This window comes from Deltaproteobacteria bacterium (assembly GCA_019309045.1).
Classification (GTDB): Bacteria; Desulfobacterota; Syntrophobacteria; order BM002; family BM002; genus JAFDGZ01.
The window spans coordinates 1-13,691 of sequence record JAFDGZ010000075.1; the positions used below are offsets into that span (position 1 = coordinate 1).

A 13,691-nucleotide genomic window follows, 5' to 3' on the forward strand; every position below is an offset into this window, starting at 1 on the left:
GAAGAGGGGCTATTTCATCGGGTCGCGCTTAGAGAAGCGCTCCTACAGAGACCTCTTTTTATGTAACCTTTGCCGTAGGAGAGGCTTGTAGCCACGACCTGATAAAATTGCACCTTTACCGCTGCAGGACACGGTTAAAAACCTGTCAACGGAAAATATCCAATTTCATCGGGTCGCGCTTAGAGAAGCGCTCCTACAGAGACCTCTTTTTATGTAACCTTTGCCGTAGGAGAGGCTTGTAGCCACGACCCGATAAAATTGCACCCTTGCCGTTGCAGGAGATGGTTGAAAACCTGTGCTCAGTAATGATTATCGGAACATGGGCTATTTCATTGGGTCGCGCTTAGAGAAGCGCTCCTACAGAGACCTCTTTTTATGTAACCTTTGCCGTAGGAGAGGCTTGTAGCCACGACCTGATAAAATCAGGATCGCGGCTGGAGAACCGCTCCTGTCCGGGAAATGGTTTTGATAAAACGATTCTCTGTGGGAAGGGCTATCCCTGGCAAGGGGACAGGCTGGCCACGACCTGCCGGGTTGGATGGTGACCTCTTTGTTCTGTGAAAATGGCGATTTTGTACGGCGACTGCGTTTCAAAGGAGAAAGGATGTGCCGTGAAAGACATTCGAACGATTCTTGATATTTTGGACAGGGAATATCCGGATGCGCAGTGCAGTTTGAACTTTAGCAACCCTCTGGAACTGCTGGTGGCAACCATTCTTTCTGCCCAATGTACTGACGAGCGGGTCAACAAGCTTACCAGGGATTTGTTCAAGAAATATCGCAGTGCAGCCGACTATGCCAGTGCTCCTTTGAAACAACTCGAGGTTGACATCAAGCCAACTGGCTTTTTCAGGAACAAGGCAAAGAGCTTGAAAAACTGCTGTGCAGTACTGGAAGAAAATTTTGGAGGACAGGTGCCAGCTGATATGGAAAAACTGGTGAAGCTTCCTGGCATCGGCAGAAAAACAGCAAACGTGATATTGGGGACAGCCTATAATATTCCAGGCATCGTAGTGGATACTCATGTTGGCCGCATTGTGCAGAGGTTGGGGCTCACTGAACAGCGTGATCCTGTAAAAATTGAGTTTGACCTCATGAAACTTATCCCGCAAGAAAAATGGACCCATTTTTCTCATCAACTTATCCAACATGGAAGGAAGATTTGCACCTCGAGAAAGCCTAAATGTCGGGAATGTCCCCTGCTGCAGCACTGTGATCACGGCAAGATGAACGCTCCTCCTCAGTAAACAGTGTGACCGGGATAAAACGCTGTATGAACCATAGTCGCCGTGGATTTGCGAAAGGATGTTATGAAGGCAAGAGCACTCAGTCTTATGTCGGGCGGGCTGGACAGCATGCTTGCTGTTAAGGTGTTGCAGGATCAGGATATAGAGGTTGAAGGTATCACCTTCCAGACGCCATTTTTTGGACCAGAAGCCGCGCAGAAGGCAGCAGAGCAGCTGGGCGTTTTTTTGCGCGTCGTAGACATTGGACAAGCGCATCTGGAGATGCTCAAAAATCCCCGCTACGGCTATGGCAGCCAAATGAATCCCTGTATCGACTGCCACGCACTCATGCTCAATACAGCTGGGAGGATAATGACAGAGGAAGGCTACGATCTGCTTGCTACAGGCGAGGTTGTCGGTCAGAGGCCCATGTCCCAGAGACGAGATGCGCTTATGGCTGTGGACAAACTTTCTGGCTTTGGTGGATACATTCTCAGGCCCCTCAGCGCCAGGCTGTTGCCGGTCACTATACCAGAGCAGGAAGGTAAAGTGGACCGTGATCGCCTTCTGAAAATCCACGGGCGTTCACGCAAAAAACAGATGGCTCTGGCAAGGCATTATGGCATCAAAGAGTATCCGAGTCCTGGGGGCGGCTGTCTTCTCACCAAAGAAGGATTTGCAGACCGGCTAAAAAATTTGCTTGCGCTCAAAGAGAAGGTGGAACTCCGCGATGTGGAGCTTCTCAAGTGGGGACGTCATTTCAGGCTGGTCAACGGCAGCCGCTTGGTGGTGGGCAGGGTGCACGCGGACAATGTCAAACTGAGAGAGCTGGCATTGCTGGATGAGGTGATCCTGAAAGTGAAAGGTATACCGGGGCCTACTGGTCTGCTGCAAAGTGGAGCCTCGGCAGATGAGATGAGAACAGCAGCGGAAATAGTGGCAGCTTATAGTGATGCTGAAACAGGATCCAAAGTGGTGGTGGCCATCGCCTCAGGTCGGAACAGCAGTGAAATCAGCATTACCACGGTGCGTAAAGATGTTTTCCGGCAGCTGCTGATTTGACAACATTACCGGCAGGAGCGGTTCTCTAACCGCAATCCTATGGGAATGGCCTGATTTCCAAATTGAGCTTGCCTGTGCGATACCCCTCGAGATCCAGGCTCACATTCGTGTAGCCGAGCTTCTTGAATTTGGCAAGCAAACGTTCACGGAAGCTAGTGTCCACAACCATGCCCAATTCCTCGGGCAGCAACTCCAAGCGCGCTGCACCATTGAAATCACGGACACGGACAAGAGTGAAACCATGATCGAAGAGGAACTCCTCTGCCTTTTCAACCCTGGAAAGGGTATCGCAGTCCAGCAGATGGCCGTACGGGATCCTGGAAGCCAGGCATGCCATAGGGGGGAGATTCCATGACGGCAAGCCCAATTCACGGCTGAAATGGCGTACGGATTCTTTGTCGAAGCCCGCCTCAGCTAGAGGGCTCCGAATTCCAAGTTCTGCTAGTGCCCGCCTCCCTGGGCGATGATCACTTTTGTCGCTGAGCTGGCTTCCCTCTATGACGTTGTCGATCCCTAGTTCCGCCGCCTTTGTGAGTGCCAGGGCGAAGAGTTGATATTTACAGTGGTAGCAGCGCTCTGGTGGGTTGAGTCGTATCTGTTCGTGTTGCAGGGGATCCACATCGACAATGATGTGGCGGGCATGGCGCTGCCGGCAGAAGACCGCAGCCCGCTCGATCTCACGGCGGGGTACCAGGCAAGACCTGAAAGTCAAGGCAACTGCTCTGTCGCCAAGCTCATCTAGTGCAACAGCAAGGAGAAAACTGCTGTCTACTCCACCCGAGAAGGCAACCAGGGTGCTCTTCAGGTCGGCAAGAATTTTTCTAAGCCTGGCAAGCTGCCTGTCCATTTTAATATTGCGCCGCAGTCCAGATGCGAATTTGCTTCATGAACTGGGCAGGAAATGTTGAGGCTCTCCCAGCAGGAATTTGCTTTGCTGGATCCATTGCTTCAAAATTGCGGCAATCTCCCTCGCCCGAACCAGGCTGGAAAGAGGCACAGTTTGAACCTCCCTGCCGTTGAAACGAAAAGAACCGCTCCGTAACTGGGCATAACTAACCTGTCCAAGTTCTCTGACCTTCCCCTGAGGGTAGTCATTGCCATAGTCAACAATAGGTGAAAAGATCTCTTCATCGGAGACCCCGGTAAACCTCGCCATCTCTTCATTCAGAATCGGTATTGGCACTCCCAGACCCACTGCGAGGGAGCAGCCATAGCCTAGTATGCTCACTCCTACAAGCCATTTGGGCTGCATCTCTTTGAGATTTCCCATGACCATCAGAGTTCCTGCCGGTTGCAACGGCGTGCCGTTGGCAGTGCGCGCTACATTGGGTCGATGCTGGGTGCCAGCCCAGATGATGTAGCCCTGGGCACCCCCGAGAAAAATGCGCGTGCCCAGGCCTAGACTGCGATAATAGGGATCATTGAAAAGTGGGCTGAGCTGGCCTGAAGTACAGTAGTTGGCATTAGCGCCTCGAGGCTTGAGCACTCCCATGTAAGTGTAGATAGTTTTCCCTGACAGATTTATGGCGCAATTGTAGTTCTGGTAACTATTTCGCGGGTTGCACAGAAGCACCTGGCCCAGGTCTTCGAGGGCCACCTCCTTTTCGTAATTGCGCCTGGGATAGCAATCGGTACCATATGCTTCAGCGCGCAAGCGGATCGGCTGGCCTGCCACCAGATCGTGGATCACGTGGCCACCGCCATATTCAAAGGCACCCGGGTGCACTTTGTTCAGGGGATCGTCTTCGGTGGGTTCAGTGGCGCCAAGGTATACGTCCACAGCTGCCAGACCGGCATAGGCGGGCACGTCGTTGAGCCAGACCTTGCTAGCCTTGATGGGAGGTGCTACCGGGCCAAAGTTGATGAAAGCGCCTGAAGAGCACATGGGTGAGAAGGTTCCAGTGGTAACTACGTCCACAGTGCGAGCCGCGCCCACCTCACCCTTTTCCCTGACGATTTCAACCATCTCGTCAGCTGTGACCACCACAGCTTTGCCTTTCTTTATTTTTTCATTTATTTCGGCAATTGTTTTATCTACCTGAAAGCGAGCCATGTTCGTGCCTTTCCTATCCGTTGAAACATTTATTGCTGTCTCCATGTTGCCTGGGCAACGAAGAAGAGACTAACATTATCATGAAAAACGTAGAGTAGCTTCAACTGCCGGTGAGAGAGCAATCCATGATGCACCCCACGGCATCCGTCGGATCCGTGGGGAAGGCAAGGGACCTCCTGGTGGCGTTGCTGAAGGCTGTAAGCAAGAGTTTTCCTTCTGCTGGGAAGATGTGTGGTAATGTCAATAAATTTGCATGTGCATTTTAACGAGTAGTAATTGTAAGTCAAGCGAATCTATTGCCTAACCTTTTGCATACGATTCAAAACAGCACGGGGCTTCCCCAAGCGCCACCCGATGACACAGGAGAAGTTCCGACGATTATTACCGGAGACAGGTTTTCAACCGTGTCCTGCAGAGGTGAGGGTGCAATTTTATCATGTCGTGGCTAGAGAGCCTCTCCTACAGGAATCGATACATAAAGAGAAGTCTCTGTAGGAGCGCTTCCCCAAGCGCGACCGGATGGAATTGGATATTTTCCGTTGACAGGTTTTCAACCGTGTCCTGCAGCGGTAAGGGTGTAATTTTATCAAGTCGTGGCTAGAGAGCCTCTCCTACAGGAATCGATACATAAAGAGAAGTCTCTGTAGGAGCGCTTCTCTAAGTGCGACCCGTTGAAACTGCTTCCATATCATATGCCTTCTAATTTGTCTCTCAAAACCTCGGGCAAGGGCCTGGATTTCCAGGTGTGATCAATTGCTACCAGAGTAGCTGTGCCTTCGGCAATTACCTTGGTCGCGGGTGGCAAATAGAAGCGGAATCGGAAGACCAGCACTTTTTCTTTCACTTCCTTGACCGAGGTCTCCATTTCCAAAAGATCACCATAACGAGCCGGTGCCAGAAAGCGGCAGTCAGCTGCCACAATAGGTAGGCCAAATTTCTCCTGCCGATTGCGGAAAATTGTCTCTGGCGGGAGATCTAGGTGGCGGAGGAATTCTTCGATACCGCGATGGCAGTAGCGAAAGTAGCTGACAAAGTAGACGACACCGTACGGATCAGTATCGCCGAAGCGAACGCGTACCTGAGTTCGATGATCGAGCATGCCACACCTCGTCTGTGGAAGATTTGAAATAGCTTGTACTGGCGAAATGGTGGCACAGCCACCAAATAATTGTCAAGAAGGACGAGGTATATTATTTGTTCATTTCAGCGCATTAGAGAAACACGGGTCACAACAGCATGGTATCACAAGAATCGCTCACTTTAGGTTTAAGAAAAATATCACAAAATTCTTTTTCTCTTGACAAAAATCGGGGGCACGATATATTGAAAACAAATTCAAACGCTTATTGTGAATCTTTCAACTGCTGCATCCCTAAAGAGAGCAGTATCGCAGTCTTCAGCACAAGAGCTACGAACCTAATTAAATCGGTAAGTTACCTGCCCTTCGGTAGGGTGGCATCTGTCAAAAATGGAAAGTAAAATACCCGGCAGCATTTTCAGCCAACGGATAACCTGAGATTACATCTCTTGAGAGATACACATTTTCGATGCCGTGAGCTTGCAGACTATACCTTACAAACAACACGACAGAGAGATTTAGGTAGCCTCCAAGATAGAAAGTTAAGGATGCTCCTTGTCAAAAGAAATTCGCCTCGATTCCGGAAAAGCAGAGTCACGCCCTTTTAACCACATAGGCAACAATGGAGTCTACAATCTGGGCGAAAGAAGCGAGCCCAATTAATCTCCATGAAAAGGAGGTGATGTGAAGCCGGTAAATCTCCGCTGCGGTGGGAGATACATGGGGCCGGCGCCCATACAACGAAAAGCTTCTCGCCGAGCGCAAGATGCTCGGAGTGAAAGTCACCGCAGGGGACCACTTCAGTGGCCCCGGGATTTATCAAAGATGAGTGACAGGAAAGGAGGTGATGGATTCCAGCGAGGAGGAAAAAGAGTAGACCTCTGACGCTACCAAGAAGCGTAAATCAGGTGAAGTGAAGAATACTACTTAGTGGGAGGTCAAAAGATGCCAGAAAAGAGAGATGTGGAAATAAATAGCAGGGCCGATACCCTCGACTTGATGCATCCTGACATCAGGCCCTGGCCGGTTACGCCGCCGCCTTCGCCGGAAGAGGTAGCAAAGGTATATGCCAGGAGGCGAGCGGAAGATTTCGGCAAATGGTGCGAGGACAACCTCAGATATGAATACTGCTTCACTAAGCCTGAGGCCTTGCAGGGATTCAAGTTTGTCTGCATAGGTCTCTGGCGACTGGGCAATAAGTTTTGTGCTGGTTTGCTCTGTGAGGCCGGGGCCGAAGTGATCAATGTGGAGCCTCCGGAAGGTGATCCTCTGAGGAAACTAACTCCCTTCGGCCGCGAAGAGTACATGCTGGAGAGCAAGATCACCGGCGAGAAGTGCGGCCTGGACTTCATCCACGAGATGCGGGGACAGAAATCCGTTACCCTGAATCTCGAAACAGAAGAGGGCCGTGAAATATACAAGACGCTAGTCAGCCAGGCCGACGCCGTCATCGAGGAGATGCCGCCTGGCTATATGGACAGTCTTGGACTCGGTTATCGACACCTCTCCAAGGAATTTCCTCGGCTGGTATATTGCAATATCGCGGTGCGCGGCACCTGGGGGCCCTATAAAGACAAACTTTCCAAGTTCGGTCAGTGGACCCTGGAGCCCTTTGGCGGCTGTGCCAATGCCTTCATTCACAACACCGGCTTTCCCCAGGATCAGCTCCCCAGGGGCAGGGGTGGGGACCCCACCAGGTCCGGCGTGTGGTTTGCCGACTTTGTTGCCGGTGAGCAGGCAGCGAACACCATTCTGGCAGCACTGTACTGGAGGGATGAGTTCAGCGGTGAAGGACAGTTCTGTGAGGTAACGGGTGCTGAGAGCCAGATGGACATCCTGGACTTTGATATCAGCTGGTACGGCTTCAACGCTTCCATCAAGGCCAGGACCGGTGCCTGGGACCCCAACCTGAACCAGTACGAGTGGAACCCGTGCCGGGATGGCTACATGATGATCGGCGGCCAGACCGATAGGCTGTGGTACCGGATCGGCATGTGCATCGAGCGGGACTTCCCCCAGTTCGGCAGGCTGATCCACGAAGACCCGATCCTCAAGGAGATGGGGGGCAGGAACGCCCTGGAGATGCTGATCAAGACCTATACCCTTACCACCAGGTGGCTTAGGGACATCAATCGGATCGAGGCCGAACAGAAGCTGCTGGAATACGAGATCGCCGCTGGTCCGGTTTTGTTCATCGACGAGGTCTCCGAGTTTCCCCACTTCAAGTACCGCCCCTGGGTATGTACCATTGACACTGACCACTACGGGACCCTGCTTTTCTCGGTGCCGCCGAACAATTACCAGATGCGGACTCCGCATCGGGTCAAGATGATGGGCAGGCCTCTCGGCTATGACAACTACGAGGTCTACATGAAGTGGTGCGGTATCGGTCAGACTGAAGTCAATCAACTCAAGGAGAAGGGGGTAATATAATGGCGAAGGACCCAAGAGTAACAAGGCTTGAGGATCTGCCAGGTCCGAAGAGCAAGGAAGAGCTCGAAGAGATGAAGATGCCCTACGAGGAGTACTGCCGGGCCAAGTTCGATCCGGGAAACGAGTTCGGCAAGCCCCAATCTCTCAAGGGTATCAGGTGGCTGAGCACCACCATGTACATCTTTACGCCGCATTCTGTTTCAAACCTGGCAGAGTTGGGGGCTGAGGTGATCAAGGTAGAGATGCCGAGAATGGGTGATCCCATGCGGCACTGCGCCCCGTTCAACGAGACCTATCTCTATCCGCTGCACGACACCAGGCCCATGACCGGTACCGGTATGGGGTACTTGAACGCCAATCCCAACGAGTACCATATCACCATGGACTATCACCTTGATGAGATGAAAGAGGCATTTTACTCTCTGGTGAAAATGTCCGACGGGCTCACCGAGTGCTACCGCCCGGGAACCTTCGACAGGTGGAAGCAGAGCTACCGCTACCTGATCGAGATGAACCCCAGGTTCATCTACGTCTGGGGCGGCGGTTTTGGTTATGGACCCAAGGTTTTTGGCGGCTCTTACGATATCCTGGGCCAGGCCCACGCCGGGCTTGCCTCGGTAACCGGCTTCCATGAGACCTTTGGCGGCCACGCCACCAAGCACTCCAACTGGTGCATCGACTGGTATTCCGGCACCCAGATTACTTTCGGTATTCTGGCGGCCCTGCACTGGCGCCGCAAGACCGGGCTGGGAACCATGATCGAGTTTTCCCAGGTGCAGGCTGCCACCAGGTGCCTGGGTTATGCAGCGCCGCTCTACGGCAGGTTCGGCATTGTGCGGCAGCGGTGGGGCAACTGGGATACCCAACTCTGCGTCCACGGCATCATCCTTTGCGGCAAGTCTGACTATCCGGATGCCAAGAATCCGCAGGACAAGTATGACGCCAGGTACGCCATGGTGAGCGCCTTCCAGGACGAGGACTTCAAGGAGCTCTGCGCCATCACCGGCAAGAATGAGCTTTACGAGAAGTACAAGGCCCACAAGGACAGGGTCGAGGGCGAGTCCCAGGTGGAGATTTACGCAGCTCTCGAGGAGTGGGCCGCGGACAAGTCCAGATCCGAAGTGGTCAAGATCCTGCAGGATGCGGGGCTTTTGGCCGAGCCGGTAATGAACGACCGGGAGGTCTATGAGTGCGAGCATTACAGGATGAGAGGTACCATCAGGTGGCAGGATGATCCCGTGTTTGGCGACATACTTGCAATGGGTTCCTACAGTTCTGGCCTGATGGAGAAAACTCCCAGGAGATTGTACTGGATCTGGCGGCCGGTGGGTGCCGACAACGTCAAGATCTACCACGAGCTGCTCGGCTATCCAACAAAGCAAATTGAAGAGTGGTATGAGAAGGCCATGATATAAAAGGAGGAGAGCGCCGTGTGTGATATTATTTGGTGTAAGGAAGATGTGGGTGGAAAACCGTGCAACACGGTGAACTATCTGGACCCTTACTGCTTCTGGAACTGGGAAGGGACAGTAAACTGTGCCGAATGTGGCACAGTGTACTACATTTACATGATCCAGGGGCACATGTACAAGGGGCCAGAGAAAAGACCGGGTGAGAAGCCTGATACCAGTCCGCTTTACGCGGATAAACCCTTGGAGGGCTACACGAACTATTCACCTGGTGTCGAAGGCAGGACGAGGCCCTTCCAGTGTCTGCCCAGGGACATTTACCTGGGAGTTCCCGACATGGTGAAGTTTAGCATTCGGGGGAGACCGGTGAGAGGCTGGCGGCCGCAACCGCCGGACGGCGGCATAGCCGGCAGCTATCCTTTTAACTGGGATATCAAGAGACTTTCTCCCGAAGTTTGGGAAGAGTATCAGGAGAAGCTCAAGAAAGGCGAAGTAAAGGAGTGGTAAGAGAGAAAGGAGTGACACATGGCAGAATTGACGCCACAAGAATTCCTTGACAAGGTCCTCGAGCCTGATAAGGAGAGTGATCATATATGCTGGGACTGCTTGCATCTGAAGCCTGTGATCAAGGGTTCCAGCTTTCCACCGGCTGACATTATCGGCTGGTGTAAAAAGATCCATTGGCCCCATTATTGGTGTGTGGCCGACTTCAACGTGGTCAAGAAGTGCTACGCTTTTGAGCCGAAGAAAAAGGGGTAGCATGGAGAAAAATGTCCGTAAAGAGCTGGATACCCTGAGGACTATGGTGCTCAACTGGAAGAGGAGTTATCTGAGTTATGCAACTCCGGAGGGGGATGACGGATTCCTGGCTGACGAGTTCTCGGAGGAGATCTCCAGGCACGTCTCCCCCCTGATCCGAAGGTTGTTTGAAACTAGGTATCTCAGTCACTCGGAAGCCTGTGAGTTTCTTGACTACTGCTATGCTCAGGTTGAGGAAGTCCGCATCTTAGTGAGTGAAACGGAGGAGAAACAAGGGTAACGAGGATTTTTGCATAAGCTTGTAAGAGGCTCTTGGTCTGTCTGGTGCTCCTAAAGGCCGTTTCATGGGAATGGACAGACAGATAACCAAAGCTGCAACCTTGTTGCTAGGGAATTGTTCTCGAACAGACGAGCTTATGCTGGTATTAAACCCAAAAGGAGGATGAGCATGCCAGAAAAATGCCGTGTGGGTGTCTGCGGGTTTGATCCCATGCTCGTCAAGGGGTATGTGAAGACAGGCTTCAGAGGCCTGTGGTGGCACATATCGGACGAGATCTATGAGGAATACAACGTGAAACCCAATGACAAAATCTCTGGGAAATTGCTGGCTGTCTATAGAGGCAAAGACGGCTCCAAGACCCACGAGCCCAATGAGCCCTTTGAGTGGAAGCTGTCCAAGGAGTCGGGTTTGGCAGTGCTGCTGCCCCCTGAAATCATAGTCAAGTACGAGCTTACGGAGTTTCACTTTCTTGAGCTGATCATTGAAAAAATCAATGACCAAGAAGTCTGGCCCGGAGAAGAACGGATGAGTACGAAATGGTGGCCAGAGGAGAGGCTGAAGCTGGACTTCACCCTCGATTACATCGCCCCATAGAAACCAATGTCGATGCTTTCATCCCGTGGGGTGAGACCATCGCACCATTACAATCTCCCCTTCTTGACGATTTCTGCAAGAGGGGGGGATTTTTTTGTTTTCCTTGTTTAGGCGTAAAGGGAAGAAAAAAACTAGAGCCAAGGCGCGAGCCTGGTGAAGGGCTGTATGGAATTATGAGTAAGCTCTAGGAGCGATTTTCCGGGCCGTGACAGGAAGCAGAGTCTCTATTGCCCACCAGTAAAGCATTTGGGGCAGTTCACTGGAGAAAGTTACGAGCACAGGCGACCGGCAGAGGTTCTGTGCGGTGTATCCATGAGATTGTCACTTGTTTTGGCCAAAGTCCTTGAGAATCACTGTAGATTAGACTAGTATTAACGTTCAAGGCCCTGAAACGACTCAAGCTAGAGGGAGTGGACATGAGCAAGGAAGTAAAGGAACGAGACAAAATCGAGTTACAAAGGGAACAATTGCTGTCCCAAGAGGATGAATCAGAACCCGAAGAAAAACCAGATCATCCAGGATGGCTTGCCCTGGGTGAGATTCTCAAGAACAGACATCCAGTTTTTGCCAAGAGCATGTTCATGATCGGATACCACTTTTCTTCCAACATTTATGTACTTGCTGGAGATTATCTTACCATTGTTGATCCAGGCAACGACTATACAGCATTCCTGCAGTTTTTTCCACTCGGGTTCAAGCCGACGGACATCAAAAAGATTGTGCTTACCCATGGCCACCGGGATCACTCCATGGGTACGTTTGAGCTTTTGCGGTACCCGTCGATCATGGAGCGCAAAGACTTGGAATTCATAATTCACGAGGCAGGACCTATCGAGTTCAAAGAGATGATAAGACAGACCGGTCATGCCATCACGGAGCTGAAGGGGGGAGAAACACTGGAATTAAGTGGCTTCAACTGGGAGGTGATTCGTACGCCCGGCCATACGATTGACGGCATAAGCCTTTATCATGCGCCAACCAAAACCGCATTTACGGGGGATGTGGTTTTGCCGCACGCTATTGCCGATGTTGATAAGAACGCTGGGGGCAGGCTAGACCATTACCTTTATGGACTCAAGTCATTGATGAAAAGGGACATCGACATCATATTGCCCGGTCATGGCGTACCCATGGCCCTTGATGGCCATAAAGCGATTGAGCAAACGTATCAAGGCATTATGATGAAAATCCTTGAGATCGAGCCTGGATCCAAAATCTCGTGGTTGCAAGGAGCGAAGAAACTGGCTGAAAAGGGGCTTCTAGAAGAGGTGCTATATTGCTGCGATCAGGAACTGGCCCACAGGCCGGATGACTCAGAGGCCTTGCAATTGATGGCTTCCTGTCTTAGTGACCTTGGGCGCTGTGAGGAAAGTATTGAGGTTTTTGATAGAATTCTGGCGCAACAACCCAACAATGCCCATGCTCTTCTCGGCAAGGGGCATGCTTTACTGGGCCTGGGGAAACACGAGGAAAGCCTGAGGTATTTTGATGATGTCCTCGGAATGGATCCTAACGTGAAGGAAGCACATATATACAAAGGTATGGCTCTGTATTTATCAGGCAGATATGATGAGGCTATGGACATTGAATTCTTCCGAGACGAGTTTGTGGGGAGATTCAGGGAGCAGATTTCCACATTACAGGAGAAAGAAAAGCAAGGTTAGACCTATCTCAAGAAGCTAGTCAATAATCCAGATTAAAATATTTTTTGATATAGCCCTGCTGCTAGCATCATGGTAGTGATTCGGAGGGAGTTGTTATTTTGCCTTGTTCTACGGGGGTAATCATGACATTTCCACTCAAAGAAATAAGCTACAAAGAGTTTCTGAATAAGATTGAGGCAAGTGAGAGAAGGTATTTGTCTGATGAGCCAGGTTTTCCTGAGGGAGCACGTGAGACCGGCTTGCGCATATGTAAGAAGCTCAGGCGGGAGGTGGAAGAACTCGGCCCTGAAAACTGCCTGTTTTACCTGGATACAACGTATGATATACCTTTGTACAAACCGAAAAAACTCGAGGAGTAAAAAGGCTCTGACATCGCTTCTTATCTAATGTTTTCCATTGCAATTCGAAAGAGGTTGTGCTATAGTTCACTATCTCTTGACCCCTCTCCTAAGAGTATAGATATTTTGTAGTTGGAGGCGGAGAGCACCCGAGCCTGTGGATTCCGCCTTTCAGGCCACAGATTAAAAGAAAGGAGGATTCGAGAATGGCAGAGGTTTTTTCGGCGGTTAAGATTGCAGATGATATTGTCTGTAGAGATTGTCTTACTATGGAGGAAATGGTTACGGCACAGAGAGGTATAACAGACTCCCTATCTGCCGAAGAAGTGGAAGAAAAGGAATACATTTGTGCCCGATGCAATAATAAGATTGAACCTTTTCGACCGTTTGGAGCCTAAAGAACAACCCCCCGGAGCGCCGGGGGGTTGTCAATAAGATGGGCATACTGGCAATAGTTTTAAAATCGACCAGGAATGGAGGATAACTGCAGATCCTCTCTAGGATATTTTTGCCGTTCGATTTAACCAGATTCCTTCCACTGCACGTGCTACTACTGCCCGGTAGTGCGCGGTGGCCTTCAGCACTCAAGATTCTTTAGTTTCCGGATTTCTTCTCGGGCCTGTTGCCTGCTGGCCACATGAATCAGCATGTCCTGCCCTACGACATAGAAAGAGTTTTCTATTTCCAGAATTCGCAACCCACCGGAAGTATCAATTTCAAGACCTTCAGAAATTTTTACAATCACTTTTCCTGTTCCTTTCGGCTTGTGGGTCATCGCAACGTATTTTCAATCTA

Annotated in this window: 14 protein-coding genes; 10 read left to right on the forward strand and 4 right to left on the reverse strand. The window is 51.0% G+C overall.

The genetic code is table 11. The annotated features are described in order from the left end of the window. The first annotated feature begins 563 nt into the window (after window positions 1–563). Window positions 564–1,247: an endonuclease III gene (nth, locus tag JRI89_13785; GenBank protein MBW2072310.1), complete on the forward strand. Its 684-nt coding sequence runs from the start codon at window positions 564–566 to the stop codon at window positions 1,245–1,247. A 63-nt stretch (window positions 1,248–1,310) separates the two neighbouring features. Continuing rightward, window positions 1,311–2,288: a tRNA 4-thiouridine(8) synthase ThiI gene (locus tag JRI89_13790; GenBank protein MBW2072311.1), complete on the forward strand. Its 978-nt coding sequence runs from the start codon at window positions 1,311–1,313 to the stop codon at window positions 2,286–2,288. Between the two features lie 37 nt (window positions 2,289–2,325). Here the strand turns inward: JRI89_13790 and larE are convergent, their stop codons facing one another. The 3 genes from larE to JRI89_13805 form a co-directional block, all read right to left on the reverse strand. Continuing rightward, entirely contained in the window at window positions 2,326–3,135 is an 810-nt protein-coding gene (gene larE, locus JRI89_13795) for an ATP-dependent sacrificial sulfur transferase LarE (protein MBW2072312.1), read from the reverse strand. 36 nt (window positions 3,136–3,171) lie between these two features. Next, complete coding sequence (locus JRI89_13800) at window positions 3,172–4,341, reverse strand: homocysteine biosynthesis protein (protein MBW2072313.1); 1,170 nt, start codon at window positions 4,339–4,341, stop codon at window positions 3,172–3,174. A gap of 688 nt (window positions 4,342–5,029) precedes the next feature. Further along, window positions 5,030–5,440, reverse strand: coding sequence for an acyl-CoA thioesterase (locus JRI89_13805; GenBank protein MBW2072314.1), 411 nt, complete (start codon window positions 5,438–5,440; stop codon window positions 5,030–5,032). Window positions 5,441–6,364: 924 nt separating this feature from the next. Here JRI89_13805 and JRI89_13810 point away from each other — a divergent pair. The 8 genes from JRI89_13810 to JRI89_13845 all read left to right on the forward strand — a co-directional run bounded on the left by JRI89_13810 (window position 6,365) and on the right by JRI89_13845 (window position 12,917). Further along, on the forward strand, window positions 6,365–7,852 hold the full coding sequence (locus tag JRI89_13810; GenBank protein ID MBW2072315.1) for a CoA transferase: 1,488 nt from the start codon (window positions 6,365–6,367) through the stop codon (window positions 7,850–7,852). Next, on the forward strand, window positions 7,852–9,267 hold the full coding sequence (locus JRI89_13815; GenBank protein MBW2072316.1) for a CoA transferase: 1,416 nt from the start codon (window positions 7,852–7,854) through the stop codon (window positions 9,265–9,267). Before JRI89_13810 ends, JRI89_13815 begins: the two co-directional genes overlap by 1 nt. A 15-nt stretch (window positions 9,268–9,282) precedes the next feature. Next, window positions 9,283–9,768 carry a hypothetical protein gene (locus JRI89_13820; GenBank protein MBW2072317.1) on the forward strand — a complete coding sequence of 162 codons (486 nt, stop codon included), beginning with the start codon at window positions 9,283–9,285 and terminating at the stop codon, window positions 9,766–9,768. 18 nt (window positions 9,769–9,786) lie between these two features. Beyond that, complete coding sequence (locus JRI89_13825; GenBank protein MBW2072318.1) at window positions 9,787–10,020, forward strand: hypothetical protein; 234 nt, start codon at window positions 9,787–9,789, stop codon at window positions 10,018–10,020. Between the two features lies 1 nt (window position 10,021). Continuing rightward, window positions 10,022–10,300 carry a hypothetical protein gene (locus tag JRI89_13830; GenBank protein MBW2072319.1) on the forward strand — a complete coding sequence of 93 codons (279 nt, stop codon included), beginning with the start codon at window positions 10,022–10,024 and terminating at the stop codon, window positions 10,298–10,300. 168 nt (window positions 10,301–10,468) lie between these two features. After that, window positions 10,469–10,894, forward strand: a complete 426-nt coding sequence (locus JRI89_13835; GenBank protein MBW2072320.1) for a hypothetical protein — start codon at window positions 10,469–10,471, stop codon at window positions 10,892–10,894. A 416-nt stretch (window positions 10,895–11,310) separates the two neighbouring features. Next, window positions 11,311–12,558 carry an MBL fold metallo-hydrolase gene (locus tag JRI89_13840; GenBank protein ID MBW2072321.1) on the forward strand — a complete coding sequence of 416 codons (1,248 nt, stop codon included), beginning with the start codon at window positions 11,311–11,313 and terminating at the stop codon, window positions 12,556–12,558. 122 nt (window positions 12,559–12,680) lie between these two features. Further along, the gene (locus JRI89_13845) at window positions 12,681–12,917 is read left to right on the forward strand and encodes a hypothetical protein (GenBank protein ID MBW2072322.1); all 237 of its coding nucleotides are present in this window, start codon (window positions 12,681–12,683) and stop codon (window positions 12,915–12,917) included. 556 nt (window positions 12,918–13,473) lie between these two features. On the opposite strand, the gene JRI89_13850 is transcribed toward JRI89_13845, so the two are convergent. After that, entirely contained in the window at window positions 13,474–13,641 is a 168-nt protein-coding gene (locus JRI89_13850) for a hypothetical protein (GenBank protein ID MBW2072323.1), read from the reverse strand. Between the last annotated feature and the right edge of the window lie 50 nt (window positions 13,642–13,691).